The following is a 26,114-nucleotide window of genomic DNA, read 5'->3' as shown; positions in this document are numbered from 1 at the left end:
CGGCGTTCTCTTCAATCGAAAGCGGGCAACCGCACGGTCACGACGATACCGCGATTGCCGGGCCCCGGCGCGAGCGACGCGCTGCCGCCGTGCGCCTGCGCGATCTCGCGCACGATCGCGAGCCCGAGGCCCGAGCCTTCGGTATCGGCCGATACGCGGTAGAACCGCTTGAACACGTGCGGTCGCGCTTCGGCCGGGATGCCGGGGCCGTCGTCGACCACGTCGAGCACGATCGCGTCGCCGTCGCGCCGCGCGGCGACCGTCACGCAGCCGCCCGGCTGCGTGTAGCGCACCGCGTTGTCGACGAGGTTCATCACCAGCGCGGTGAGCAGGCTGTCGCTGCCCGCGACGTCGAGCCGCTCGCCGAGATCGGCGCCGAGGTCGATGTCGCGCCGCTGCGCAAGCACGATCGTCTCTTCCAGCACGCTCGACACCACCGCAGCGAGGTCGACGCGGTGGGTCAGCAGCGTCGGCGGCGTCGCTTCCGCGTGCGCGAGCAGCAGCAGCTTGTCGGTCACGTCGGCCATCTTGCGGCTGCTGCGCTGCATGCTGTCGAGCACCGACGCGAGTTCACGATCGTCGTTGCCGCGCTGCTGCGCGTACTGGATCTGCGTATCGAGCACCGCGATCGGCGTGCGCAACTGGTGCGCGGCATCCGCGATGAAGCGGCGCTGCGTGGCCGTATGCGTGTTGAGCCGCGCGATGCACTGGTTGATCGCGTCGACGATCGGCCGCAGTTCGTGCTGCAGCCGCTCGGGGCGGATCGGCTCCAGCTCCATCGGCCCGCGATCGGCCACGTCGTCCTTCAGCTTCATCAGCGGGCGCAGCTCGAGGGTGAGGCCGAGATAGACGAGCACCACCGCGAGCACCAGCATCAGCGACAGGCGCACGAGTTGCGGCCGCCAGATCGTGGCGACCATCGCGCCGTACGAACGCGTCGTCTTCGCGACGACCACGGTGACCGTCTCGACCTGCCCCTCGTCGTACAGCTGGCGATCGTAGGCCACCGCGCGCAGCGGCACGCCGTCGAACGACGTGTCGTACGTCGTCGGTTCGATGCCGTGCCGCGCGGGCACGTCGAGCATGGGATTGCCGGCGAGCAGGCGGCCGTGGCCGTCGATCACCTTGTAGAACACCGAGTCGCCCGACGGCGACTCGAAAATCTCCAGCGCAGCCGGCGGCACGTCGGCCGCCGGCCGCCCGTTGCGCCATTCGACGTCCTCGCCGATCGTGCGTGCGGACGCGACGAGCGCGCTGTCCTGCACGAGCCCGGCCGTGGTCCGCGCGGTGTCGTACGACATCGCGCCCGCGATCAGCACGAACACCGCGAGCGGCAGCAGCAGCCACCACAGCAACCGCCCGCGCAGGCTGTGCGCCATCCTGTTGCGCTCCTTCTCGGAAATGCCGAACCGCGCCGGGGTCGCCGGCGCGGTCGGAGGTGTCATGTCAGGCGTCGGCCGCCAGCGTTCAGAACGCTGCGGGGCGCCACTTCAGCAGCCGCTTCTCGATTCGCGTCAGCAGGTAGTCGGCGGCCAGTGCGACCACGGCCAGCACGATCATCGCCGCGAACACGCCGCTTGCGTTGAACGCGCCCTGGGCCGTGGAGATTAACAGCCCGATCCCTTGCTTGGAACCCAGGAATTCGCCGACCACCGCACCGACCAGCGCGAAGCCGAAGCTCACGTGCAGGCTCGCGAGAATCCAGCTCAGCGCGGACGGGATCACGACCGACGTGGTGATCTGCCGGCGCGACGCGCCGAGGATCTGCGCGTTCGCGATCAGGTAGCGGTCGGCTTCGCGCACGCCCTGGAACGCGTTGCCGAACACCACGAAGAACACCATCACGACGGCCAGCGCGATCTTCGACGCCATCCCGAGGCCGAGCGCGATCACGAACACCGAGCCGAGCACGACGCGCGGAATCGAGTTCGCGATCTGGATGTACAGGCCGAACACGTCGGCCATCAGCTTGTTGCGGCCGAGCACGATCCCGCAGATCACGCCGGCGACCGAGCCGATCAGGAAGCCGATCGCGGTTTCCTCGAGCGTGACCCACACCTGCGTGAGCAGCGGGCCTTGCGACGTGCCGTTCACGAACCAGTCCTGGATCTGCTCGAAGATCAGCGACGGCATCGAGAAGAAGAACGGATCGATCCACTTCAGCCGTGCGGCGAGTTCCCACCCGCCCAGCACGATCACGAGCACGGCGATCCGCAGCGTGACGATCAGATTGCGCCGGCGGCGCAGCCGGCGTTGCGCGGCGCGCTCGTCGTCCTCGAGCGTCGTCGCCGGAAGGGCGGTGGTGGGAATCGTCATGTCGGTCATGCTCCTGTCCTTGCTGTTCTTGCCGTGCGGCGTATGCGTCAGCCGATCTGCACTTCTTCGCGCAGGTCGTGCCAGATGTCCTTGGAAATTTCGATGAAGCGCGCGTCGTAGCGCACTTCCGACATGACGCGCGGGCGCGGCAGATCGATTTCGTACACGCGCTTGAGCGTCGCGGGGCGTGCGGTCAGCACGAATACGCGGTCGGCGAGCGCGATCGCTTCCTCGAGATCGTGCGTGACGAACACGACCGAGCCCTTGTTCGCCGACCACAGCTGCAGCAGCTCGTCCTGCATCAGCGTGCGCGTCTGCATGTCGAGCGCGGAGAACGGCTCGTCCATCAGCAGGATTTCCGGCTGGTTGATGAAGGTCTGCGCGAGCGCGACGCGCTTTCTCATCCCGCCGGAGAGCTGGTGCGGGTAGTGCTTCGTGAACTTGTCGAGGCCGACCTTGCGGATCCATTCCTCGGCCTGCGCATACGCGACGTCCTTCGAGCGGCCGCGAAACAGCGGGCCGGCCGCGACGTTGTCGATCACGTTGCGCCACGGGAACACCGCGTCGGCCTGGAACACGAAGCCGATGCGCGGGTCGATCCCGTCGACCGGGCGGCCCATCACGCGGACGTCGCCCGACACGGGCTTGAGCAGCCCGGTGATCAGGTTCAGCGTCGTCGACTTGCCGCAGCCGGTCGGGCCGACGATCGCGACGAATTCGCCGCGCGCGACGCTCATGCTGAAGTCGCGCAACGCGACGGTGGCCTTGCCTTCCGGCGAAATGAAGCGGCACGACACATTGCGAAATTCGATCGCCGGTGTGCTCGGAGAAACTGCCTGATTCATCGCATTCGTCCTGCGGGTGAGGAGAGCGCCGCGTGCTGCGGCGGCGCCGGGCCGGTCAACCGGGCCGGAACGGGGAACGCACGGCGGCGGGATCGCCGCCGCCGGCGTCGCTGCTTACTTCGCGTTCACGAAGTCGTTCGTGTACGTGCGCGCCAGATCGATGTGCTTGCCCTTCACCGACGGATTGAACGCCGACAGCACTTTCAGCACCGTCGCCGGGCCGTCGGCCGGCATCTTCGCGTCGGCGGTGTACATCGGCAGCGACGCCTTCAGCGCGGCCACGTACAGCGCCTTGTCCTTCTGGTAGTCGGCGGGCATCTTCGCGGCGATTTCCTCGGCGCTGTGCGTGTGGATGAACTGCATCGTCTTCGCGAACGCGTGCGCGAGCTTGGTCGCCTCCGCCTTGTGCGCGTCGGCCCAGGCCGACTGCACGTACAGGCTCGCGGCCGGGTAGGTGCCGCCGAGCGCGGCGCGCGTGCCGTCGACGGTGCGCATGTCGACCAGCACCTTCGCATCGCCCATCTTCTCGAGCGCGGACACCGTCGGCTCGGTCGTCATCCCGGCGTCGATGCGGCTCTGCTTGATCGCGGCGATGAAGCTCGCGTCGGCGCCGACCGGCAGCATCGTGTACTGAGTCGACGGCACGCCGTGCGCCAGCGCGAGGTATTGGGTGAGGAAGCTCGTCGACGAGCCGAGGCCCGTCACGCCGAGCGTCTTGCCTTTCGCGTCGCCCATCGACTTGAACGTCGGCGCGGCCTTGGTCGACACCATCTCGACTTCGCCCGGCACCTGGCACAACACGGCGATCGCCTTCACGTCCTTGCCCTTGCTCTGCAGGTCGACCGTGTGGTCGTAGAAGCCGACGACGCCTTGCACGGCGCCCGCGAGCAGTTCGTTCTCGGCGTCGACGCCGGCCGGCTGCGACAGCAGCTCGACGTCGAGCCCTTCGGCCTTGAAGTTGCCGAGCTCCTGCGTGAGCCGCGCGGGCAGATAGATCAGTTTCGCGATCCCGCCGACCATGATCGTGATCTTGCCGCCGTCGTCGGCGAGAGCAGGGTGAGCGGCGAGCGCGCAGCTCAGGCTGGCTGCAACGGCGAGGGTGCGCAGGATGGGTCGCATGGGGTCGTCTCCGTTCGTTGTATTCATGGCGCGATGCTTGCTGCATCGTCACGACGAGTATAGGGAGGAGAAACCTTCTGCAACCTTTCGCGGGTTGGCTGAACCTTTAGGGGTTTTCCAGCAACGGAGGGCCGGAACGGGGTGACAGACGCCGAGGGAGGGTGAAAGGGGCCGGCCAGACGCCTAGCGCCACCCGATCAGCACACGCCCCATCGCATCGAGCCCCATGTCGAACAGATGCGACACGAACGGCACCAGGTTCGGCACCATCAGCTGCACGAGCAGCAGCCCGACCAGCATCGTCACCGGAAAACCGACCTGGAACACGCCGATCTGCGGCGCCGCGCGGTTCAGGATGCCGAGCGCGAGGTTCGCGATCAGCAGCGCCGCCACCACCGGCAGCGCGAGCAGTAGCCCCATCTCGAACACGGTCGCGCCGAACGCGGCGAGCGTGCGCCAGCCGGGCGCGTGCAGCAGGTCGCCCGACACCGGCAGCGACTGGAACGACGCGGCGAGCGCCGCGAACACTTGCAGGTGGCCGTCCACCGCGAGGAACGCGAGCATCGCGACCGCGTTCAAAAAGCGGCCCATCACCGGCGTCGCGCCGCTCGTGTGCGGATCGAAGAAGGTCGCGAAGCCGAGGCCCATCGACAGCCCGATGAAGTCGCCGGCCGCCTCGACGGCCGCGAACACGAGCTGCATCGTGAAGCCCATCGCGACACCGATCAGGAACTGCGTGACGAGGATCCAGATCCCCGGCGCGGAGAACACGGTGACGTCCGGCATCGCGCCGAGCGTCGGCGCGACGACCAGCGCCATGAACGCGGCCAGACCGATCTTCACGCGCACGGGCACCGCCGCGTGGCCGACCACGGGCGCGGTCGCGACGAGCGCGAGCATCCGCACGAACGGCCACAGGAACGCCGTGAGCCAGCCGTTGAGCTGCGCGTAGGTAACCGAGAACATCGCCGCCGGGTGCTGCGCGCCGCTCAGCCGGCGCCGAGCGTCGCGACGTGCAGCAGCGTCTGCCGCAGGTAGTCGAGCATCGTCGTCAGCATCCACGGGCCGGCGATCACGAGCGTCGCGGCAACCGCGAGCAGCTTCGGGATGAACGACAGCGTCGCTTCGTTGATCTGCGTCGCGGCCTGGAACAGACTCACGACGAGGCCGACCGCGAGCGCGACCAGCAGCAGCGGGGCCGCGAGCAGCAGGCCGACCATCATCGCCTGGTGCGCCAGCGTCATCACTTGTTCGGGCGTCATCGCGCGTGTTCCTCCGCTTACGTGAAGCTCTGCGCGAGCGAGCCGATCAGCAGCTGCCAGCCGTCGACCAGCACGAACAGCATCAGCTTGAACGGCAGCGACACGGTGGACGGCGACACCATCATCATCCCCATCGACATCAGCACGCTCGCGACAACCATGTCGATGATCAGGAACGGGATGAACACCGTGAAGCCGATCTGGAAGCCGGTCTTCAGCTCGCTCGTGACGAACGCGGGCACCAGCAGCGACAGCGGCACGTCCTCGGGGCCCTGCATCGGTGCGGCCTTCGAGATCTTCGCGAACAGCGCGAGATCGGTCTCGCGGGTCTGCTTCAGCATGAAGGTCTTGAACGGCGCGACGCCGCGCTGCACGGCCTGCTCCATCGGCATCGAGCCGTCGGAGAACGGCTTGTAGCCGTCGTTGTACGCACGGTCGAGCACCGGCGACATCACGAAGAAGGTGAGGAACATCGCGAGGCCGACGAGCACCTGGTTCGGCGGCGTCGTCGCGGTGCCGAGCGCCTGGCGCAGCAGCGACAGCACGATGATGATGCGCGTGAAGCTCGTCATCATCAGCAGCATCGCGGGCAGGAACGACAGCATCGTGAGCAGCAGCATCGTCTGCACGCTCAGCGAATAGGTGGTGCCGCCGTGCGGGCCCGGGCTCGCGTTGAACGCGGGCAGGCCGTTCGCCTGCGCGTAGACAAGCGCCGGGGCGAGACAGAGGATCAGCACGGGCGCGATGCGCGCCGCGCGCCGCAGGATTGCGTGTTTCATCGGAATGCGAGGTCGGAAAAAGGGCGCGGCGCCATGTCAGCGGTCCTTGCCGCGACCGAGGCGTTTCGCGGCTTCGCTCGCGAGCGCGTCGCGAAACCGCGAGCCGAACGTGCCGGGCAAGCCGGCGTCGGACGCATTGCCGCCGGCGGACGCGTCGGCCGAGGTCGAACCCGCGGTCGCGGCGGCCGCCGCCGAACCGGCCGGCAGCGTATGCAGCAGGCGCACGTTGCCCGGCGCGACGCCGAGCACGAGCCAGGTGTCGCCGATCTCGACGATCGTCGCGCTTTCCTTCGCGCCGAGCCCGACGCTCGACACGACCTTCAGCGGGCCGCCGCGCCGCGCCGGCTGGAAGCCGAAGCGGCGCGCGAGCCATGCGCACGCGAACACGAGGCCGATCACGACCGCGAGCCCGACGAGCGTCTGCAGCACCGCGCCGATGCCGAGCGACGGTGCGGCCGAACCGACCGTCACGCTCGACGCGATCGAACCGGCGTGGTTGACGGCGTTCATGTCGGCGGCGCTTGCCGGCGCGCACGCGATCGCCGCGGCGACGGCAAGCGCCGTCGCGGAGATCGCGCCGCATGCGCGCTGGACGGGCATCACGATGTTCAACGATTCAGCTTCCGGATGCGTTCGGCCGGCGTGATGATGTCGGTCAGGCGAATCCCGAACTTGTCGTTGACCACCACGACCTCGCCCTGCGCGATCAGGCAGCCGTTCACGAGCACGTCCATCGGCTCGCCGGCCATGCCGTCGAGTTCGACGACCGACCCCTGCGCGAGCTGCAGCAGGTTGCGGATCGCGATCTTCGTGCGGCCGAGCTCCACGGTCATCTTGACCGGGATGTCGAGGATCATCTCGATGTCGTTGTGCGTCGAGCTCGCTGCGGCCTTCGACAGCGGCTGGAACACGCCGGCGCCCGTCGCACCCACCTGCACCGGCTGCTCGTTCTGCTCGGCGAGCGCGGCCGCCCAGTCGTCCATGCCCGGATCTTCCTCTGCCGCGGCCGGCGCCTGCGCGTCGGCGGCCGATGCCGCGAGGGCTGCATCGGCCATCGCCTGCATGTCGTCGTCGGGCGTCTGGTTCAGCTCACTCATATCCACCTTCCTTCATCGAATCGCTCGCGCCGATCATCTTCTGCACGCGCAACGCATATTGACCATTGAAAATTCCGTAGCCGCATTCCATCACCGGCACGCCGTCGACCTTCGCGGTGATCGTGTCCTCGATCTCCAGCGGCAGCACGTCGCCCGCGCGCAGGTTCAGGATCTTCTCGAACGTCGACGAGATCTCGGCCAGATTCGCGGTCAGCTCGACCTCGGCGGCCTGCACCTGCTGCGACAGCACGCGCACCCAGCGGCGATCGACTTCGAGTGCCTCGCCCTGGATCGGCGAGCTGAGCACGTCGCGGATCGGCTCGATCATCGAGTACGGCATGCAGATGTGCAGGGTGCCGCCCGTCGGTCCGAATTCGATCGAGAACTGCGTGACGATCACGATCTCGTTCGGCGTCGCGACGTTCGCGAACTGCGTGTGCATTTCCGAGCGCACGAATTCGAACTGCAGCGGCCGCACGCTCTTCCACGCGCTCGCGTAGTGCTCGAACACGAGGTTCAGCAGCTTGCCGATGATCCGCTGCTCGGTGGCCGTGAAATCGCGGCCCTCGACGCGCGTGTGGAAGCGTCCGTCGCCGCCGAACAGGTTGTCGACGACGAAGAACACGAGGTTCGGGTCGAACACGAACAGCGACGTGCCGCGCAGCGGCTTCACGTGCACGAGGTTCAGGTTCGTCGGGATCGGCAGGTTGCGGGTGAATTCGCTGTACTTCTGCACCTTCACCTGGCTCACGGAGATTTCCGCCGTGCGCCGCATGAAGTTGAAGATGCCGATCCGCAACAGGCGCGCGAAGCGGTCGTTGATGATCTCGAGGCCGGGCATCCGGCCGCGGACGATTCGCTCCTGCGTCGCGATGTTGTAGGGGCGGACGCCCGATGTGTCGCGCTGCTCGTCGACCGCATCGGTTTCGCCCGTGACGCCCTTGAGGAGGGCATCGACCTCCTCCTGGGACATGAACTCCTGGTGACCCATACGCGCTCCTTTCTCGGCCGCGTTACTGGACGACGAACTCGGTGAACAGGACGTCGTCGACCTTCGCGCGCTGGTTGCCCGGCTGCGTCGGCTGCTCGATCAGGTCCCGCAGCTCGTTCGCGAGCGAACGTTTGCCGTCCGGCGTCGCGAGTTCCTCGGGATGCTTGTTCGACAGCGCGAGCAGGATCCGGCTGCGGATTTCCGGCATCCGCGCGGTCAGTTGCTCCTGCGCCTTCGGGTCGGTGAGCTTCAGCGACAGGCCGACGCGCAGGTAGTGCTGCGCGCCGTCGTCGGACTGCAGGTTCACGGTCAGCGGGTCGAGCGCGAAAAACGCCGGCGCGGCAAGCGGCGCCGGCTCGGTGGGCGCGCTCGCATGGCCGACGCCTGCCTTGCCCAGGAACACGTACATGCCGCCGGCGGCGGCGGCGGCCGCGCCCAGCGCGATGACGGCGATGAGCGCGATGCGCTTGAACTTGCCGGATGAAGCCGGCTTGTCGGCGGTCGGGGTTGCGGTCGTGGCCATGTGAATGCGTGCGTGATGTCTCGTAGCATGCATTGTTCGGCATCCGGGCCGAGGCCGATGGGCGGAAAAGAGGGGGGAATTGCGGCTATCTCAGCCGATTGTCCCGATGCTCGGCCGGGTGTCGGCTCGATGCCGGGCAGCAACGGCGGGGAAAACGAGAGATGGGGGCGGAGCGCGGGCGGGAGTCGGGCCGTCAGACGGAGCGAGCGGGCAGAACGGCTGGGCGGGCGGTTGCCGCCGCCCCGTGCATCGTCAGATCGGCAACAGCGACAGCAGCGGCGCGATCAGCACCATCGCGACGCCCGCGATCATCATCGTCAGGCTCGACACGACGCCTTCCTCGCTGCCGATCTCGCGCGCCTTCGCCGTGCCCACGCCGTGGGCGGCCGCGCCGAACAGCGCGCCGCGCGCGAGCCGCGTGCGCATCGGCACGAGCGCCAGCACCAGTTCGCCGAGCAGCATCCCGCAGATGCCGGTCGCGATCACGAAGAGCGCCGTGAGATCCTTCGGCGCGTGGATCTTGTCCGACACGGCGAGCGCGAACGGCGTCGACACCGAGCGCGTCATCAGCGAGCGCTGCAGCTCGGGCGACAGGTGCAGCAGCTTCGCGAGCAGCAGCGACCCGCATACGCCCGCGGAGATCCCGACCGCGACGCCGACCGACAGCGACAGCCAGTGGCGGCGGATCAGCTCGCGATACTCGTAGATCGGCACCGCGAACGCGATTGTCGCCGGGCCGAGCAGCCACATCAGCCAGCGCGTGTCGCGGAAATAGACCGAGTACGGGATGCCGGTCAGCAGCACGAGCAGCACCAGCACGCCCGGCACGAACACGAGCGGCGAGAACAGCAGCGTCTTCTTGTACGCATAGAGCCGCTTCGACGCGAAATAGAGCACGACCGTCAGCACGAAGCAGCCGACGGAGATCGCGGTATTCACGCGGTCGGCGTGCAGGGTCGAAAGCGCGGCGAGCATGGGCGGCTCCGGCTCAGTGAGCGACGGCGCTCAGGCGCGTACGGCGGCGCTCGGCGAAGGCGCGCTGCGCGGCGAGCCGACGTTCGAGCTTCGCGGCCAGATCGACCGCCACGGCCACCGCGACCATCACGAACGCGGTGCCGGCGAGCATCACCAGCGCGATGCGCCAGCCGTCCTCGCGAAACAGCCCGCCGTACTGCACGGCCGCGACGGCGGCCGGCACGAAGAACAGCAGCATGTCGGAGAGCAGCCAGTTTGCGCCGTCCTTCACCCATGCCGGTGCGACGCGGCCCGAGAACAGCAGCACGAGCAGCACCGCGAGGCCGATCACGCCGGACGGAATCGGCAGCCCGACCTTGCGCACGGCCCAGTCGACCGCCATCCACAGCACGCCGAGCGCGGCGGCCTGCAGCACGATCCGGCCGGTGTGCGCGAGGTTGCCCGATGCAGCAGGGCGGGCGGCGGCAGTGGCGGTCGGCTTGTTCATGACGGGCTCCATCCAGATGTTTCGGTCGATGGCGTCAGTATAGGGTTTCCCCTAACCATAAATAAAATGACTTGTCTCTATCCTTGTCATTCCATTTCGGAATTCATTTTGATGTTGCCGCACCAATCTGGGGAGTGATCGATGGAATTGCGCGCGCTGCGGTACTTCGTCGAGGTGGTTCGCCAGCAGAGCTTCACCGCGGCGGCCGACAAGCTGTTCGTCACGCAGCCGACCATCAGCAAGATGGTGAAGGCGCTGGAAGACGAGATCGGCTCGCCGCTCCTGCTGCGCGACGGCCGGCAGATGGTGCTGACCGACGCCGGGCGGATCGTGTTCCAGCGCGGCCAGGACGTGCTCGCCGCGCAGGCGCAGCTGCAATCGGAGCTGAACGATCTCGGCACGCTCGGACGCGGCGAGCTGACCATCGGCGTTCCGCCGCTCGGCGGTTCGCTGTTCACGCCGATCATCGCCGCCTACAAGCAGCGCTATCCGAACATCGAGCTGAAGCTGTTCGAGCAGGGCGCGCGGATGATCGAGGCCGCGCTGACGTCGGGCGAGCTGGAGCTCGGCGGGCTGCTCGAGCCGGTCGATCCCGGCACGTTCGAGCGGCTGCCGATGGTGCGCGCGCCGCTGTGGCTCGTCGCGCCGCGCGAGTCGCGCTGGGAGGAGCACGCGGCCGTACCGCTCGCGGATCTCGCGCGCGAATCGTTCGTGTTCTATGCGGAAAGCCTCGCGCTGCACGATGCGGTGCTCGATGCGTGCCGGCAGGCCGGTTTCACGCCGTCGATCGTGAGCCGCAGCGGCCACTGGGATTTCATGGCCGCGCTCGTGCATGCGGGCGTCGGCATCGCGCTGCTGCCCGAGCCGTATTGCCGGCGGCTCGACGCGGGCCAGTTCACGTGCCGGCCGATCGTCGAGCCGGAAATCACGTGGGCGATCGCGCTCGGCTGGCTGAAGAAAGGTTACCTGTCGCACGCGGCGCGGGCATGGCTCGACGTTGCGCGGGCGACGCTGCCGCTCGCGCCGGGCGACGATCTCGCGTTTGGCGGATTGCGGGCGCGGGAATGAAGGGTGGCGCCCTGGCTCGGCGTAAATCAGACGTGCTGAATCGGGCCCGGATACCGGGCCACCGTATGGTCGTGCGTGAGCAACGTGACGCCTTCCGAAATCGCCTGAGCAATCAGGAGTCGATCGAACGGATCGCGATGCACTGCCGGCAGTTGTTCGACTGCGAGAACATGCGTGCTCGTGATCGGCAATTCGACGTAGCCGGCGTCGAGCAGATTGCGACGCAGCGCGTGCGGATCGACCTGAAAATCGTCGCGGTCGAGCCCGCGCTTGATCACGATCTCCCAGAGACTGGCGACGCTGAACAACAGGGCATGGGCGGGATCCTCGATGAGCGTACGGGCACGATCCGGCAATTCGGCCGCGTCCGCCGCCGCCCAAAGAATCAGGTGCGTGTCGAGCAGCAGTTTCACGCGTCGCCCTCGAACAGCTTCCGGATGGCCTCGTCACCCATCGTGTCGAAGTCGGCCGGCACCACGATCTGCCCCTTCATGAAGCCGATCCTGGGCGGCCGGGTCGCCTCGGGCGCATCGATCGGCACAACCTTGACGAGCGGCTTGCCGGCCTTCGCGATCACGAAGGGTTCACCCGCGTGAACTGCCTCGTCGATCAGACGCGACAGGTTCGTCTTCGCGTCATGCATGTTGTAGGTCTGCATGGCCATCCCTCAAATGAACTAAGTTTAGTACAACCTTAGCTTAGTTCATATGGTGCATGTCCGCAACACCGCGGTCGCCTGCCGACAGGCCTGGCCGCGCCCGACCGTCAATGCCCCATCGCCGGCCCCGCGCCCTTCTTCGGCTTCGTGATCCACACGAGCGCCGCGAGCGCGATGAACATCACCGCCGACAGGTGGAAGAAGTCGTTGGTCGCCATCATGAAGCCCTGCTGCGTGACGAGCTGATTGAGTTGCGCATTGGCCGTCTGCCCGACGATGCCGAGCTGCGCGAGCGCGCCCTGGTAGTCGGTCGTGTTCTGCGCGTAGACGCTCACCGACTCCGACAGCCGCGCATGATGGTAGATCGCGTCGTTCTCCCAGAACGTCGAGCTGGCCGCGGTGCCGATCGCGCCGGACAGCGTGCGCAGGAAATTCGACAGCCCCGACGCGCTCGCGAGCCGCTCGTCGGAGATGCTCGACAGCGTGATCGTCGTCATCGGCACGAAGAAGCACGCGACGCCGATGCCCTGCACGAGCCGCGGCAGGATCACGTGGTTGAACGGCACGTCGAGCGTGAACGTCGCGTTCCACAGCGACACGCCCGCGAACACGATGAACGCGAAGCTCGCGACCATCCGCAGGTCGAGCCGGTGCATGTTGCGGCCGATCAGCGGCGACAGCACGAGCGCGAGCAGCCCGACCGGCGCGGTCGCGAGGCCGGCCTTGCCGGCCGTGTAGCCCATCACGGTCTGCAGCCACAGCGGGAAGATCACGACCGAGCCGAAGAACGCCATGAAGCCGAACGAGATGATCAGCGCGCCGAGCGCGAAGTTGCGGTCCTTGAAGAGCGTGAGGTCGACCACCGGCTCCTTCTCGGTCGCCTCCCACACGAGCATGAACGCGAGCGACACGACCGCGATCAGCGCGAGCGCGACGATGAACGACGAGTTGAACCAGTCGCGGTCCTTGCCGAGGTCGAGCATCATCTGCAGGCACGACACGCCGATCACGAGCAGCGCGAGGCCGATCGCGTCGATCCGCTGTTTCGACGTCTTCGTTTCGCGACCGCGCAGCAGGAAGTACGCGCAGGTCGCCGAGAACACGCCGATCGGCAGGTTGATGTAGAAGATCCACGGCCACGTGTAGTTGTCGCTGATCCAGCCGCCCAGTAACGGACCGAAGATCGGCGCGACGATCACCGTCATCGCCCATAGCCCGAGCGCGAGCCCGCGTTTCGCGGGCGGGTAGCTGCGCATCAGGATCGTCTGCGACAGCGGCACCATCGGCCCCGACACGAGGCCCTGCAGCAGCCGGAACGCGATCAGCGTCTCGAAATTGGTCGCGAGGCCGCACAGCGCCGACGCGATCGTGAACGCGAGCACCGACATCGTGAACAGCCGCACCTCGCCGACCCGGCGCGCGAGCCAGCCGGTCAGCGGCACCGCGATCGCGGACGCGACCGAGTACGACGAAATCACCCACGTGCCTTCGCTCGTCGCGACGCCGAGGCTGCCCGAGATGGTCGGCACCGCGACGTTCGCGATCGACGTGTCGAGCACTTCCATGAAGGTGCCGAGCGCAAGCCCGACGGTCAGCAGCGCGAGCGCGCCGCCGGTCAGCGGCGCGGGTTCGGCAGCGGGGGAGGGGGCGGATGCCGTGGTGGCGGACATCGGAATCTCCTAGACGCGGCGCGCGCGACGCGCCGGCACAACGCACGGACGCGCGATGCAGCGCGGCCCGGCCGGGTGGAATGAAAAAGGGAAAAAGCGGAGCGCGTGCCTCGTCATTTTCTGCCCAGACAGAGAAATAAGCGAGTGTTTAACTTGGACATGAGGGGACTCCGCGCGCATCAGCAGTCGGGTTCGTCGGGCTTCGGGCAGCCGGTCGAACCGAGCCCGTTGGCGATGAAGCGCTGCAGCAGGCCGGTGAGCGTCGCGAGTTCGTCGGCCGAGAAGCCTTCGAGCTGCGCATTGAGCACGGTCGCGACCAGCGACGGCAACGCGCGGGCGGCTTCGACGCCGCGCTCGGTCAGCGTCAGCTCGATCATCCGGCGATCCTGCTCGCTGCGCGTGCGCGCGATCAGCCCCTTGCGTTCGAGCCGGTCGAGCATGCGCGTCATCGAACCGCTGTCGTACGACATCTTGCGCGACAGTTCGAACGGCGTGCGTGCGTAGCCGCGCGACAGCAGCAGGATCACGCCGATCTGCTGCGCGGTGAGGTCGAGCGGCTCGAGCGCGCGATCCATCCGCTCGACGAGCGCCTGCTTCGCCTTCGACAGGTAATAGCCGAGGCTCGTTTCCAGCGCGATGTTCTCGGGATCGTAGAGGCCGCCGGTCATACGATTGCGCGCGCAGCAATAGTGCGTTTCGGGTTAAAACGCGTCCAGTATCTTGAAAAATGATTGCTTAGTCAATATTATTTGAGTCAACCAGTTACGACGTGCATGTTGCACTGCCGGAGACTATGTTCTGACCGATTGGCCCGCGCTGCCGGGCACCCGAGGATGTTCGCGATGCTGTTCCTGAAAAATGCCGCCGGCGCGCTGCGCCGCAACCTGACCGATACCGCTCATCATGTGTTTTCCGGGCCGCACCGCGGCTGGAAAATCGCGCTGTACGTGACGATGCTGGTCGTGCCTGGCGGCTCGCTCGCGGCGCTCGGGTTCGCGTGGTTCGATCATCGCCGGCAGCGCAACGCGAAGGGCGGCGTCCGCCGCACGAGCCAGCCGGCCGCGACGGAGCCGTCGACATGGCGGGCCGCCGAACCCGTCGCGGCGCCCGTGCGCTGCCACTGACGCCGCACCGCCTGCGCGCACCACACTATCCGGCCTGATCGCCGGCCGCGTCACGCGCGGCCGGCGTCATCCACCCGTTCGCACGCCCGTTTTCCCGCAAGCAAGCCGTAATGGCCGGTAAACCGGCCGGTCGCGCCGGTAACACATCCGGCCCGCCGCGCACCGTACCCTTAGGGCTGCGCAGCTTTCCCGCCGTCAGTTACCATTTGTCCGCCAGCGGCATGACGACCGCACCGCGCGGCGCCGCCCGCCGGTCGCCGCGCCCAGACAGGAAAACCACCATGCCGTACACCTCACTCCCGCGCGCCGTTCGCCCGCTGAGCGCCGCCGTCGCCATTGCGACGGCCGTGCTGCTCGCCGGCTGCGCCGTCGGGCCCGACTATCACCGGCCCGACACGTCGATCCCCGCCGCCTTCAAGGAAGCGCCGGCCGGCTGGAAAGTCGCGCAGCCCGCCGATCGCGCCGACCGCGGCGCGTGGTGGACGGTCTACGGCGACCCGCAGCTCGATGCGCTGATCGGCAAACTCAACGCGTCGAACCAGACCATCGCGCAATCGGCGGCCGCCTACCGGCAGGCGCGCGCGCTCGTCACCGAGGCGCGCGCCGCGTATTTCCCGACCGTCGGGCTGACCGCATCGGGCTCGCGCGCGCGGACGCCGCGCACCTCGCTGTCGTCGGGCTCGTCGTCGAATTTCGGCAGCGGGTCGACGGGGTCGATCAACAACAGCTACAGCGTCGGCCTCGACGCCAGTTGGGAACCCGATCTGTGGGGCAAGGTGAGCCGCACCGTCAGCGCGCAGCGCGCCGGCGAAGCGGCCGCCGCGGCCGATCTCGCGAACGCGCGGCTGTCGCAGCAGGCGCTGCTCGCGCAAACCTATTTCCAGTTGCGCACGTCCGATGCGCTGCAAAAGCTGCTCGACGACACCGTGAAGTCGTACGAACGGTCGCTGCAGCTCACGCAGAACCAGTACGCGCAGGGCGTCGCCGCGCGTGCGGACGTGATCCAAGCGCAGACGCAGTTGCAGAGCGCGCAGGCCGCGCAGATCGACAATGGCGTCGCCCGCGCGCAGTACGAGCATGCGATCGCGACGCTGATCGGCGAACCGGCGTCGACCTTCTCGCTGCCGCCGAACCCGCTCGCGGCCGAGCCGCCGATCACGCCGGTCGACGTGCCGTCCGCGATCCTCGAGCGCCGGCCCGACATCGCGGCGGCCGAGCGCCGCGCGGCGGCCGCGAACGAGCAGATCGGCGTCGCGATCGCCGCGTTCTTCCCCACGCTCACGCTGTCGGCCACCGGCGGCTTCCAGAGTTCGGTGTGGTCGCAGCTGTTCACGTTGCCGGCGCGCTTCTGGACGGTCGGCCCGCAGCTCGCGGCCACGCTGTTCGACGCGGGTCTGCGCGCCGCGCAGACCGACGCCGCGCGCGCGACCTACGATCAGGACGTCGCCGCCTATCGCCTCGCGGTGCTCACCGCGTTCCAGGACGTCGAGGACAACCTCGCGTCGCAGCGCATTCTCGCGCAGGAAATCGACGTGCAGCGGCAGGCCGTCGACAGCGCCGAGCACTCGCTCGCGATCGTCACGAACCAGTACAAGGCCGGCACGGTCGCATACCTGAACGTGCTGACCGCGCAGACCACCGCGTTCACCGCCCAGCAGAAGCTCGCGACGATCGCCGGCCAGCGGATGGTGTCGTCGGTCGGGCTCGTGAAGGCACTCGGCGGCGGCTGGAACGTATCGGAGATGGCGCGCGAGAACGGCGACATGGCCGCGCCGGCGCCTTTGCCGGCGTCCGGTGCGGCCGCGCCCGCGGCCACCGTACCGTCGGCCGCCGCGTCGCTCGTGCAGAAGTAGGAAGGGAAGCGGGCGACGCGCGCGTTCAGCGCTGCGCGTCGCCGAAGATCAGCGACACCTGGTTGTTGCCGATCGGGTGCCCAAGCAGGTTCAACAGCCCGGCGAGGTTCGCCTGCTGCTCGGGCGCCGCATGCGCGGTCCCGCGGAACGCGCCCTGGCCGGGGCCGAAGCTGCCGTGCCCGTCGAGGAACAGCGGGCCCTGCGCCGTCGATAGATCGAGATCGGCGCCCACACCCTTCGCCTGCAATACCGCCCGGTACGAACCGAGCGGTTTCACGCGCGACACGCGCGAACTCATCGAATCGATCGTCACCGTCAACTGGCCGAACGCGTTGTTGCCGAACAGCCGCCAGTCGCTCCAGCCGAGCCGCACGTCGCCCTGCAGGTCGAGCGTGTTGAACGGCGTGCCGAGCCCCGCGAGCAGCGATGCGGGCACGGCCATCGTGCCCGCCGACAGCACCGCGCCGCGCCACGTCGCATCGAGCGTGACCGCATCGGGCATCGCTTCCGTCTGCCGCATGCGCATCTGCACGCGTCCGGTCAGCAGCGGCCAGAAGCGCGTGGTCCATTCGACCCGGCCCGGCAGCAGCGTCGCCGCGCTCTGATCGGCGCCGGGCGCGAGCATCAGCGTGCCCGAGCCGTGCCACAGCGACCCGTCCGGATCGACGAGATTCACGTGGCCGCCGGTCGCACGCGCGAACTGCGGCGCGATCCACGCGGCCGGCGCGAGCGCGACGAGCGTCACCGCCGTCGCCAGGCCGCCCGCCAGCACCCACGGCAACACGGCGACGAGCCACCTTGCCCACGGCCGCATCGGCCGGCCTTCGTTTGCGTCATCCACTGCCGTCATCTATTTCTGGACGGAAGGTTGCATCACGGCCGTCAGGTCCACCTGGCCGTCGTCCTTCAGCGCCGTGGCGTGCGCTTCGCCGACCTGCACCTTGAACTGCCGGCGCGCATCGTCGAGCCACTGGGTCCATGCCGGGAACGACACGTTCTTCATCTGGATCTGCACGCCGTTGCCGACGATCTGCACCTGCGCGCCCTGCAACCCGTGATCGGACAGCGACGCGGTGAGCGCGTCCTTCAGCGCGAGGCCGGTCGGCGCGACGCCCTGTGCGGCGGCCGTCAGCGACTTCGCCTCGTTCGCCTGCGCGGTCATCTGCGCGAGTTCGTGACGCATCGTCGGCAGTTCGCGCTGGATCCGCGCGCGGCCTTCCTGAGCGGGCGACCACAGCACCGAATACGCGATCGTGACCGCCAGCACGGCGCCGCCCCAGCCGAGCAGCGTCTTCTCACGCGGCGAGCGCTCGCCCCAGAACTGGGCCAGCGTCTGGTTCAGTTGTTCGGTTTTCATGAGCGGCTCCGGATCGTCCATTTGCCCGTGTTGCTGTCGACTTCGCCGGACAGTCCGTTACGCGCGAGGCGCTGCGTGAAATCGGGATCGACCTTGACCTCCGGCTTGAAGCCGACGTCGAGCCGCCGGTCGTGATAGTCGAGCGATGCGATGCCGTTCAGCGGCAGCGCGCCCATCGAGCGCGACAAGCCGCTCGACAGCGCGAGGAAATCGTTCGGCGACAGCTCGCCGGCCGCGAGGCGCAACTGGTCGAGCTGACGCTGCATCTGCGCGGGCGGGTCGAGCACGGTGGTCGTCTTCGGGAACGCGGACAGCAGCGTCTCGGTGATCTGCGCGGACAGCGCATCGCGCTCGCGCGACAGCTTCCACCAGTGCAGGTTCATCCCGACCACCGCGACGCCGAGCGTCGCCGCGGCAAGCGCGATCGGCACGCGCAGACGCTTCACCGTCGCGCGGTCGAAGCGCCACGGCTGCGATTCGAATTCGAACTGGCACAGATCGAACGGCTCGGTCAGCGCCCGGCGCGCGAACGTGTCGAACGACAGCGGCGCGGCGCCCGGCAGCAGCGGACCGTCGGTGCGGCTGACCGACGCGAGCCGCGGCTCCGCGCCCGGTTCGCCGAGTTCGTACAGTTCGATGTCGCCGCCGCCGGCGAGCGCGGCCAGCGTGCCGGCCGCGCGCGACGCGGGCGCCGCGAAACCTTCGCCGAGCGCGCCGCGCGCGACCGCCAGCTCGAGGCGCGGCGCACCGGCCGCCGCCGGCAGCGCGCCGGCTTCGACGAGCACCGGTTCGACCGCCGTCGCAAGCCCGAGCACCGCGGCGACCGTCGCCGGGCGGGCAGGCGGCGCGGCCACGGCCGCGACCGCGGCAAGCGGGGCGGCGTCGATGGCCTCGCCGTCGGCCAGCACGGCGGATGCCGCTTCGGCCGGCGCGCGCGGCGCCGGCAGGCAGCGGGTCGCGGGCACCGCGCTCAGGTGCCGGTGGCCGGCCGCCGCGAACGCATCGCAGATCGTGCGGAACCACGCGCGATCGACGACGGCCAGCACGCGGCGCCCGTCGGGCAGCGCGGCCGGGTCGAGCGCGATGTGGCAGCCGAGCGGATCCTGGATCAGCTGATCCTCGACGATGTTGGGCAGCGCCTGGCGCAGCTTCGGCCCCTTCAGCGGCGGCACGGTCGCGGCCAGCAGCAGCACGTCGCGCGCGGCGACGATCAGCACCGTCGCGCTCGCCCGCGGCAGCAGCGCCAGCGCGGCGCGGCCCGCGCGCTGCACCTGGCCGGCCTTGTCGACGAGCGTGAACGGCAGCTCGGGCCACTGCCATTCCTGCAACGGCACGGCAGGCTCGCGCGGCGGCAAAGAAACAATCAACGTGCTCACAAGAGCTCCTCTCCCGATTGGCGTCGTTATAGCTGGTCGCGGATACGCACGACCCGCGTCGAGTGCGTGGTCGGATCACGATACACGAGCGAGGTGCGGTCGACCTCCGCGCGTTCGTGCTGGATCCGGCCATGCACGATGAAATAGCTCGAATTGACGTCGACGAGGCTCGAGTCGATCGTCACGTTCGGCGGCGCGCCGGCGCCGCGCAGCGCGAGCTGCACGTCGCCGACGTTCCGAAAAAACACGGTCTCGCGGCGCGACACGAGCGCCTGCGCGGACGACACGCTCATCCCCGGCACCAGCGCCGCGATCACTTCGGCCGGCGCGGTGTTCATGTTCACGGGCGTCGTGGTCGGCAGCACGGTGACGAACGGGCGCAGCCGCGCGACCATCTCGGGTGTCACGCCGTCGACGTCGAGCAGGCTGTCGACACGCGTCATCATCAGCGGCGCGGGCCCGCGGTCCCCGCCGGACATCCCGGGATCGTCGGTGAAGCCGCTGCCCTGCATGTCGCCGCTCGTCACCGGTGCGGTCGCGGCGTTCGCGGCGGTCCCGCCGCCGCCGGGCAGGTTCGGCATCTGGAACCGCGTGGCCGAATGCAGCAGGCCCGCCCGCACCTGCAGCGCGATGCGCTTCGCGAACGCGCTGTCGTAGCCGAGCGTCGTCAGCAGGCGCTGGAACGCCTGCATCTGCGTGACGTTCAACTGCAGCACGCCGGGCGCCGGCGACGACACGAGGTTGCGCAGGTTGAACTTCGCCTGCGCGTCCTCGATCGAGCCGGAGATATAGGTGTCTTCGCCGCCGCTGTCGTTGGGCGCGCCGATCCTGCCGAGGAAATCCGACAGCTTCGTCTTCGCGATCGGTACGCCCCAGATCCCGCCGAGATACGTGATGCCGGGCGCCGTGTCGCCTTCGGAGCGCAGGATCATCCGGGTCCAGTCGAGCGCGCCGCGCGCGACCCACTGCGCCTGCGCGATCGTGCGCTGGTTCTCGATGCGGCGGATCTGCACCTGCTGGCGCCACAGCATCCCCGATACCAGGATCGCCGACAGCGCGACCACGAGCAGCGCGGTGATGATCGCGGCGCCGCGCTGGCGGCGGGCAGGCATTCGGCGGGCAGGGCGCGCACGCATCGTCATTCCCCGACGAGGAAGATGCGCGTGACCGGCACGCGCAGCGACGTCGCGCCGATGCTGACCTGCAGCCCGGTCACCGCGCGCGCGGGCGGCGCGTTGCCGATCTGCGGCACCTTGAGCGCGTCGTTGTTCTGCGCGAGCGCTTCGTCGGCCGTCTGCAGGTTGGTGGTCCAGCCCACGCGCGGCACGTACAGCTTCGCGTCGATCGCGCCGACGCCGCCCATCAGCGCGACCCAGCTCCAGCCTTCGACGCTGCTGTCCTTCAGCAGGGTGCGCAGCCGGTTCGTGTCGTCGATCGGCGGCGATGCGTAGCGCACGACGCGGCCGCCGGCGATCCGGTAGCGGACCACCTGCAGCCGCGGCGCGACGCCCGGCACGTCGAGTTCGCGCACGATCTGCAGCGTATTGCCGGCGACGCCGATCGCCGGCTGGCCGGCCTCGTCGTCGGTCGCGGCGAGCCGCGCGTCGATGCGCATCTGGTCGAACATCTGCGCGAACACGCGCTCGTCTTCCATGGCGGACGCGACCTTGTCGCGACCGCGCATGATCTGGTCGAGCCCGCGCCACGCGAGGATCGCGACCACCGCGAGAATCGCGATCGCGATCATCAGCTCGATCAGCGTGAAGCCGCGGGCCGGGCGGGCCGGGGAGGCGGATGGGCGGCGCATCGGCGCGTCAGAGCGGACGGCTGGTTTCATTCGCGACCACCGTCACCATCTGCGCGAGCACGCCGGCGTGGCCGGGCATGCTCACCGAAATCCGCACGCGCCGGAACACCGGGTTCGGTGTCGTGCTCACGCGCTGCGTGCAGACGAGCTGCACGTTGCCTTGCGGGCAGTCGAAACTCTGCTCGCCGACCTCCGGCCACGCATGCGTGAGGCGCAACTGCGCGAGCGCGTTGTCGGCGCTCCAGCCGGCGAGCAGCCGGCGATGCAGGTCGGACGCGTTGGTCGCCATCGTGCCGACCGCGCGGATCGACGCGGCGAGCGCAACCGCGATGATCGCGAGCGCGACCAGCACCTCGATCATCGTGAAGCCGCGGGATGAAGAAACGGGGAAGGGCAGGCGACGACGCATCGTCATTGCACCTCGTAGCGGCCGTTGCCGGTGCCGACGATCGTCGCGCTGCCGGCGGCCGAATGCAGCGTCACGCGCACCGGCGTGTCGATGCTCTCGGTGCCGAACACGACGCGGTTCGCGTGCGTGTCCGACCCCGGGTAATCGATGTCGGCGCCCGTGACGCCGCCGTCCCAGTCGCGCGGGCGCAGCAGGTCGTCGCGCAGTGTGCGCCAGCCGTCGGGCGAACTCACGTCGAAACGGAAACCGTGCGCGGTCGGCTGCCACGCGATCGGCCGCGCGCGCACCTGCGCTTCGTCGCCGGCCGTCTCGAACAGCAGCGCGATGCGCTGCGCTTCCTCGCGCAGGTCGGTGCGCGGATTGCGCGTCAGCGACAGCGACGCGAGCGACACGAGCAGCCCCGCGATCACGAGCACGACCAGCATTTCGAGCAGCGTGAAGCCGCGCGCGCGACGCCGCGCCGCGCGGCGCTTCGTCAAGCCGCCATCGGCACCGGCCGGTACGGACGGCACCGCACCGCGATGCACACGGCAGTCGCGGCCGCAGCGGAAAGTCGTGCGCATTGCGAGCATGAAGAGCGGCGATGAAACGTCGGGCGATCAGCGTCGGCTTATTGCCACGAGCCGATGTCGGAGTCGTTGCTCTCTCCGCCTTCCTTGCCGTCGGCGCCGTAGCTGAACACGTCGATCTCGCCGTGCACGCCCGGGTTCAGGTACTTGTACCCGTTGCCCCACGGATCGTTCGGCAGGCGCTCGAGATAGCCGCCGTCCTTCCAGTTGTTCGGGATCGGGTCGGTGGTCGGCTTCTGGATCAGCGCGTTCAGGCCCTGCTCCTGGGTCGGATAGCGGCCGTTGTCCAGACGGTACAGCTTGAGCGCCTGCATGATCGTGCCGATGTCCTGCTTCGCGGCGATGCGGCGCGCCTCGTCCGGGCGGCTCATGATCTTCGGCACGATCAGCGCCGCCAGGATCCCGAGGATTGCGACCACCACCATGATCTCGATCAGCGTGAAACCGCGCTGACGACGCACGGCCGCGTTGCGGCGAGTGATCCACGTTTGCATGACTGACTACCTCTTTCCAAAAAATGTCGTCGATTGAGTGACGCACCCGGCGCACCGGACGATTGCCTGACAGCAACCTTCCGGACCCGCGGGCGCGGAGCACGCATTGTAAGGCGCGCATCGCCGAGGGCTTTCACCCAACGCAAATTTCATATACATCCGTACAATAGCGCGCATGAACGCGCTCTCGATCCGGATCCTTTCCCTCGCCCTCTTCGCGGGTTTGTGCGCGACGGCCACCTACTGGGTCGTCACGCTGTCGGCCCGCGAAGCGCCGCTGCCCGCCGCCGCCGCGCGGCTGCCGATCCGCACCGAGGACGCCGCCGCGCTCTTCGGCGGTCAGCTCGACAAGAATCCCGTTCAGGACATCCACCTGTTCGGCATTCTCGCGCTCGATCACGGCGGCGCGGCGATCGTCGGCGTCGGCGGCGAACCGCCGCGCGCCGTGTCGCTCGGCGCGGACGTCACGCCCGGCGCGAAGCTCGCCGAAGTACGCCCGCGCTCGATCATCGTCGACCGCAACGGCGCCCGCGCCGAAGTCCAGCTCCCGGCCAACACGCCGTCCCCCGCGATCTACATGCGCTGAACGGCGGCGGCCCGGCACGCGGGCCGTCGCGTCACTGCACCATGTTGTTCAGCTCGATGATCGGCAGCATCACGGCCAGCACGATCACGAGCACGATGCCGCCCATCGCGAGGATCAACAGCGGCTCCAGCAGGCTCGTCAGGAACATCGTGCGGCGTTCGAGCTCGCGCGCTTCGCCTTCGGCCGCGCGATCCAGCATCGTCGTCACGTCGCCCGTCGCTTCGCCCGAACGAATCAGGTGCACGAGCACCGGCGGAAACGTCTTCACGTTGTTCAGCGCGCGCGACAGCGCGGAGCCCTCGCGCACGCGCACGATCGCGTCGTCGATGTTCGCGCGCATCGCGCGGTTCGACAGCGTCTCGCCGGCCGCCTGCAACGCGCGCAGGATCGGCACGCCGGCCGCGGTGAGAATGCCGAGCGTGCTCGCGAAGCGCACCGTGTTGTAGCCGCGCACGAGCTTGCCCGCAAGCGGCGCGGTCAGCACCCAGCGATCGAATGCGAGCCGCGGCCCGGCGCGCGACAGCGTCGCCTTCACGAACCACACGACGAGCGCGACCGCGATCAGCATCGCCCACCACCAGTGCCGCACGAATTCCGACAGCGCCATCATCACGACCGTGAGGATCGGCAACTGCTGCTTCGTGCTCGCGAACACGTTGACGACCTGCGGCACGACATAGCTCAGCAGGAAAGTGACGATGCCGAACGCGATCAGCGTGACGATGCCCGGATACGTGAACGCCAGCAGGATCTTCTGCTTCAGCGCATTGCTCTGCTCGATGTAGTCGGCGAGGCGCGACAGCACGATGCCGAGCTTGCCGGTGTGCTCGCCGGCCGCGACCAGCGCGCGATAGATTTCCGGAAAATCGCGCGGATGCTGACCCAGCGCATTCGCGAGCGAATGGCCGCCGAGCACTTCCGCGCGGATCGCGGCCATCAGTTCGCGGATGTAGTCGCGCTCGGCCTGCTCGGTCAGCACGCCGAGCGCCTCGTCGAGCGGCAGCCCCGCGATTAGCAGGCTCGCGAGCTGGCGCGTGAGGATCGCCTGTTCGCGCTGCGACAGCTTGCGGCCGAACGCGAGCCGCTGCGAACGCGCGCCGCGCTTCGCGCTCGCGGCCGGCTCGACGGCGAGCGGGGTGAGCCCCTGCGTGCGCAGCTGGCCGCGCGCGGCGCGTGCGCTGTCGGCATCGATCACGCCTTTCTGCGCGCGTCCCGCCGAATCGATGGCTTCGAAACGGAATGCCGGCATCGGGCTATGCGCCTCCCGTCACGCGCAGCACTTCCTCGAGCGACGTCGCCCCCGACGCGAGCCAGCGCTCGGCGTCGTCGCGCAGCGTGCGCATCCCTTCCGCACGGCCGGCGGCCAGAATCTCGGCATCGGCCGCGTTGCGGTGAATCAGCGCGCGGATCGAATCGTCGACCAGCAGCAGTTCGTAGACGCCGCGCCGGCCCGAGTAGCCCGAATACCCGCACTTGTCGCAGCCGACCGGATGCCACACGGTGCGGCCTTCCTCGTGCCGCTCTTCCTTGCAGACGGGGCAGAGCTGGCGCACGAGGCGCTGCGCGAGCACGCCGAGCAGCGACGACGCGAGCAGGTACGGCTCGACGCCCATGTCGGTCAGACGCGTGACGGCGGACGCCGCATCGTTCGTGTGCAGCGTCGCGAGCACGAGGTGGCCCGTCAGCGATGCCTGCACCGCGATCTGCGCGGTTTCGAGGTCGCGGATTTCGCCGATCATGATCACGTCCGGGTCCTGGCGCAGGATCGAGCGCAGCGCGCGGGCGAAGGTCATCCCGATCCGCTCGTTCACCTGCGTCTGGCCGATGCCGGACAGGTCGTATTCGATCGGGTCCTCGACGGTCATGATGTTGGTCGTCGCGGTTTCGAGCCGCGACATCGACGCGTACAGCGTGGTCGTCTTGCCCGAACCGGTCGGGCCCGTGACGAGCACGATGCCGTGCGGGCGCGCGATCAGCTTGTCGAACTGGACGAGCGTGTCGCGACCCATCCCGAGCGCTTCGAGGTTCAGGCGCGCCGCATCCTTTTCCAGCAGACGCAGCACCGCGCGCTCGCCGTGCCCGGTCGGCAGCGTCGACACGCGCACGTCGACCGGCCGGCCGCCGACGCGCAGCGTGATACGGCCGTCCTGCGGCAGGCGCTTCTCCGCGATGTCGAGCTGCGCCATGATCTTGATCCGCGAGATCAGCGCGCCATGCAGCGCCTTCTTCGGGCGCACGACGTCGCGCAGCGTGCCGTCGACGCGAAAGCGCACGACCGACGCATTCTCGAACGGCTCGATGTGAATGTCCGACGCCTGTTCGCGCGCCGCTTGCGTGAGCAGCGCGTTGATCATCCGGATGATCGGCGCGTCGTCTTCCGATTCGAGCAGATCCTCGACCTCGGGGATGTCCTGCATCAGCCGCGACAGGTCGACTTCGCCTTCGACCTCGCCGACCACCTGCGCGGCGCTGCCGTCCTGGCGCGCGTAGGCCTGGTTGATCGCCTGCGCGAGCTCGTCGGCCGGCACGCGATGCACGGCGATCGAGCCGAAGTTGCGCGCGATTTCCGCGAGCGCGGCATCGCTCGTGCGTTCGCTGATCCACACCTCGAGCGTGTCGTCGAGCTGATGCGCGATCAGCACCTGGCCGCTCTTCGCGAAGCCGTACGGCAGCAGGCGAGCGGCGAGCGGCGACGGCGGCTGGCGTTCGCCCGGCGCGCCGTCGTGAGTGGAAGACGCGAGCACGTCGC

Annotated in this window: 31 protein-coding genes; 4 read left to right on the top strand and 27 right to left on the bottom strand. The window is 68.7% G+C overall.

What is annotated here, in order from left to right:
• Positions 1-11 precede the first annotated feature (11 nt).
• From C4B30_RS17100 to C4B30_RS17040, 13 genes are all read right to left on the bottom strand, one after another.
• Entirely contained in the window at positions 12-1,379 is a 1,368-nt protein-coding gene (locus C4B30_RS17100) for a sensor histidine kinase (RefSeq protein WP_027783100.1), read from the bottom strand.
• Positions 1,380-1,467: 88 nt separating this feature from the next.
• Positions 1,468-2,325, bottom strand: a complete 858-nt coding sequence (locus tag C4B30_RS17095) for an ABC transporter permease (RefSeq protein WP_105132741.1) — start codon at positions 2,323-2,325, stop codon at positions 1,468-1,470.
• A 38-nt stretch (positions 2,326-2,363) separates the two neighbouring features.
• Entirely contained in the window at positions 2,364-3,161 is a 798-nt protein-coding gene (locus C4B30_RS17090) for an ABC transporter ATP-binding protein (protein ID WP_027783102.1), read from the bottom strand.
• 114 nt (positions 3,162-3,275) lie between these two features.
• A complete protein-coding gene (locus C4B30_RS17085; protein WP_027783103.1) occupies positions 3,276-4,280 on the bottom strand; it encodes an ABC transporter substrate-binding protein in 1,005 nt (334 codons plus the stop codon).
• A 183-nt stretch (positions 4,281-4,463) separates the two neighbouring features.
• Positions 4,464-5,246, bottom strand: coding sequence for a flagellar biosynthetic protein FliR (fliR, locus tag C4B30_RS17080; RefSeq protein ID WP_089499361.1), 783 nt, complete (start codon positions 5,244-5,246; stop codon positions 4,464-4,466).
• Positions 5,247-5,269: 23 nt separating this feature from the next.
• Entirely contained in the window at positions 5,270-5,542 is a 273-nt protein-coding gene (gene fliQ / locus C4B30_RS17075) for a flagellar biosynthesis protein FliQ (RefSeq protein WP_006401718.1), read from the bottom strand.
• Between the two features lie 17 nt (positions 5,543-5,559).
• Positions 5,560-6,321 (bottom strand): flagellar type III secretion system pore protein FliP, encoded by a 762-nt coding sequence (gene fliP, locus C4B30_RS17070; RefSeq protein ID WP_027783106.1) that lies wholly within the window; start codon positions 6,319-6,321, stop codon positions 5,560-5,562.
• A gap of 36 nt (positions 6,322-6,357) precedes the next feature.
• Positions 6,358-6,933: a flagellar biosynthetic protein FliO gene (fliO, locus tag C4B30_RS17065; RefSeq protein WP_027783107.1), complete on the bottom strand. Its 576-nt coding sequence runs from the start codon at positions 6,931-6,933 to the stop codon at positions 6,358-6,360.
• Entirely contained in the window at positions 6,930-7,418 is a 489-nt protein-coding gene (gene fliN, locus C4B30_RS17060; protein ID WP_027783108.1) for a flagellar motor switch protein FliN, read from the bottom strand. The genes fliO and fliN overlap by 4 nt, the downstream gene beginning before the upstream one ends.
• Positions 7,411-8,409 (bottom strand): flagellar motor switch protein FliM, encoded by a 999-nt coding sequence (gene fliM / locus C4B30_RS17055; RefSeq protein WP_027783109.1) that lies wholly within the window; start codon positions 8,407-8,409, stop codon positions 7,411-7,413. Before fliM ends, fliN begins: the two co-directional genes overlap by 8 nt.
• Positions 8,410-8,431: 22 nt before the next feature.
• Positions 8,432-8,932: a flagellar basal body-associated protein FliL gene (fliL, locus tag C4B30_RS17050; protein WP_199779075.1), complete on the bottom strand. Its 501-nt coding sequence runs from the start codon at positions 8,930-8,932 to the stop codon at positions 8,432-8,434.
• Positions 8,933-9,184: 252 nt separating this feature from the next.
• A complete protein-coding gene (locus tag C4B30_RS17045; RefSeq protein ID WP_105132739.1) occupies positions 9,185-9,907 on the bottom strand; it encodes an LrgB family protein in 723 nt (240 codons plus the stop codon).
• A gap of 13 nt (positions 9,908-9,920) precedes the next feature.
• Positions 9,921-10,394, bottom strand: coding sequence for a CidA/LrgA family protein (locus C4B30_RS17040; RefSeq protein WP_105132760.1), 474 nt, complete (start codon positions 10,392-10,394; stop codon positions 9,921-9,923).
• 141 nt (positions 10,395-10,535) lie between these two features.
• Here C4B30_RS17040 and C4B30_RS17035 point away from each other — a divergent pair, with 141 nt between their 5' ends.
• On the top strand, positions 10,536-11,462 hold the full coding sequence (locus C4B30_RS17035; RefSeq protein WP_105132738.1) for a LysR family transcriptional regulator: 927 nt from the start codon (positions 10,536-10,538) through the stop codon (positions 11,460-11,462).
• A 26-nt stretch (positions 11,463-11,488) separates the two neighbouring features.
• On the opposite strand, the gene C4B30_RS17030 is transcribed toward C4B30_RS17035, so the two are convergent.
• The 4 genes from C4B30_RS17030 to C4B30_RS17015 form a co-directional block, all read right to left on the bottom strand.
• Positions 11,489-11,875 carry a type II toxin-antitoxin system VapC family toxin gene (locus tag C4B30_RS17030; RefSeq protein WP_027783114.1) on the bottom strand — a complete coding sequence of 129 codons (387 nt, stop codon included), beginning with the start codon at positions 11,873-11,875 and terminating at the stop codon, positions 11,489-11,491.
• The gene (locus tag C4B30_RS17025) at positions 11,872-12,120 is read right to left on the bottom strand and encodes a type II toxin-antitoxin system Phd/YefM family antitoxin (protein ID WP_027783115.1); all 249 of its coding nucleotides are present in this window, start codon (positions 12,118-12,120) and stop codon (positions 11,872-11,874) included. The genes C4B30_RS17030 and C4B30_RS17025 overlap by 4 nt, the downstream gene beginning before the upstream one ends.
• A gap of 107 nt (positions 12,121-12,227) precedes the next feature.
• The gene (locus tag C4B30_RS17020; RefSeq protein ID WP_027783116.1) at positions 12,228-13,790 is read right to left on the bottom strand and encodes a DHA2 family efflux MFS transporter permease subunit; all 1,563 of its coding nucleotides are present in this window, start codon (positions 13,788-13,790) and stop codon (positions 12,228-12,230) included.
• 179 nt (positions 13,791-13,969) lie between these two features.
• The gene (locus tag C4B30_RS17015) at positions 13,970-14,458 is read right to left on the bottom strand and encodes a MarR family winged helix-turn-helix transcriptional regulator (RefSeq protein ID WP_089499368.1); all 489 of its coding nucleotides are present in this window, start codon (positions 14,456-14,458) and stop codon (positions 13,970-13,972) included.
• A 174-nt stretch (positions 14,459-14,632) separates the two neighbouring features.
• Here C4B30_RS17015 and C4B30_RS17010 point away from each other — a divergent pair, with 174 nt between their 5' ends.
• Complete coding sequence (locus C4B30_RS17010) at positions 14,633-14,914, top strand: multidrug ABC transporter ATPase (protein WP_105132759.1); 282 nt, start codon at positions 14,633-14,635, stop codon at positions 14,912-14,914.
• Between the two features lie 281 nt (positions 14,915-15,195).
• The gene (locus C4B30_RS17005; protein ID WP_105132737.1) at positions 15,196-16,767 is read left to right on the top strand and encodes an efflux transporter outer membrane subunit; all 1,572 of its coding nucleotides are present in this window, start codon (positions 15,196-15,198) and stop codon (positions 16,765-16,767) included.
• Between the two features lie 25 nt (positions 16,768-16,792).
• On the opposite strand, the gene gspN is transcribed toward C4B30_RS17005, so the two are convergent.
• The 8 genes from gspN to gspG are packed head-to-tail and all read right to left on the bottom strand — an operon-like array spanning position 16,793 to position 22,779.
• Positions 16,793-17,581, bottom strand: coding sequence for a type II secretion system protein N (gene gspN, locus C4B30_RS17000; RefSeq protein ID WP_105132758.1), 789 nt, complete (start codon positions 17,579-17,581; stop codon positions 16,793-16,795).
• A 36-nt stretch (positions 17,582-17,617) separates the two neighbouring features.
• A complete protein-coding gene (gspM, locus tag C4B30_RS16995) occupies positions 17,618-18,124 on the bottom strand; it encodes a type II secretion system protein GspM (RefSeq protein ID WP_027783121.1) in 507 nt (168 codons plus the stop codon).
• The gene (gene gspL, locus C4B30_RS16990; protein ID WP_105132736.1) at positions 18,121-19,500 is read right to left on the bottom strand and encodes a type II secretion system protein GspL; all 1,380 of its coding nucleotides are present in this window, start codon (positions 19,498-19,500) and stop codon (positions 18,121-18,123) included. Before gspL ends, gspM begins: the two co-directional genes overlap by 4 nt.
• Before the next feature lie 26 nt (positions 19,501-19,526).
• On the bottom strand, positions 19,527-20,636 hold the full coding sequence (gspK, locus tag C4B30_RS16985) for a type II secretion system minor pseudopilin GspK (RefSeq protein ID WP_027783122.1): 1,110 nt from the start codon (positions 20,634-20,636) through the stop codon (positions 19,527-19,529).
• Between the two features lie 2 nt (positions 20,637-20,638).
• The gene (locus C4B30_RS16980) at positions 20,639-21,337 is read right to left on the bottom strand and encodes a PulJ/GspJ family protein (RefSeq protein ID WP_105132735.1); all 699 of its coding nucleotides are present in this window, start codon (positions 21,335-21,337) and stop codon (positions 20,639-20,641) included.
• Entirely contained in the window at positions 21,315-21,716 is a 402-nt protein-coding gene (gspI, locus tag C4B30_RS16975; protein WP_027783124.1) for a type II secretion system minor pseudopilin GspI, read from the bottom strand. The genes C4B30_RS16980 and gspI overlap by 23 nt, the downstream gene beginning before the upstream one ends.
• A 2-nt stretch (positions 21,717-21,718) precedes the next feature.
• Positions 21,719-22,288, bottom strand: coding sequence for a GspH/FimT family pseudopilin (locus tag C4B30_RS16970; protein ID WP_105132734.1), 570 nt, complete (start codon positions 22,286-22,288; stop codon positions 21,719-21,721).
• Positions 22,289-22,326: 38 nt separating this feature from the next.
• Positions 22,327-22,779: a type II secretion system major pseudopilin GspG gene (gene gspG, locus C4B30_RS16965; protein ID WP_027783126.1), complete on the bottom strand. Its 453-nt coding sequence runs from the start codon at positions 22,777-22,779 to the stop codon at positions 22,327-22,329.
• Positions 22,780-22,954: 175 nt separating this feature from the next.
• Between gspG and C4B30_RS16960 the strand changes: the two genes are divergently transcribed.
• A complete protein-coding gene (locus C4B30_RS16960) occupies positions 22,955-23,365 on the top strand; it encodes a type II secretion system protein N (protein WP_105132733.1) in 411 nt (136 codons plus the stop codon).
• 31 nt (positions 23,366-23,396) lie between these two features.
• Here C4B30_RS16960 and gspF read toward each other — a convergent pair whose 3' ends face one another.
• A complete protein-coding gene (gspF, locus tag C4B30_RS16955) occupies positions 23,397-24,614 on the bottom strand; it encodes a type II secretion system inner membrane protein GspF (protein ID WP_105132732.1) in 1,218 nt (405 codons plus the stop codon).
• 4 nt (positions 24,615-24,618) lie between these two features.
• On the bottom strand, positions 24,619-26,109 hold the full coding sequence (gene gspE, locus C4B30_RS16950) for a type II secretion system ATPase GspE (RefSeq protein ID WP_325047945.1): 1,491 nt from the start codon (positions 26,107-26,109) through the stop codon (positions 24,619-24,621).
• Positions 26,110-26,114 lie beyond the last annotated feature (5 nt).

Origin of the sequence: Burkholderia sp. BE12 (assembly GCF_002959955.1) — a bacterium.
Taxonomy (GTDB): domain Bacteria; phylum Pseudomonadota; class Gammaproteobacteria; order Burkholderiales; family Burkholderiaceae; genus Burkholderia.
Note: the sequence above shows the minus strand (reverse complement) of the source record. Positions and strands in the feature narration are given on the sequence as shown.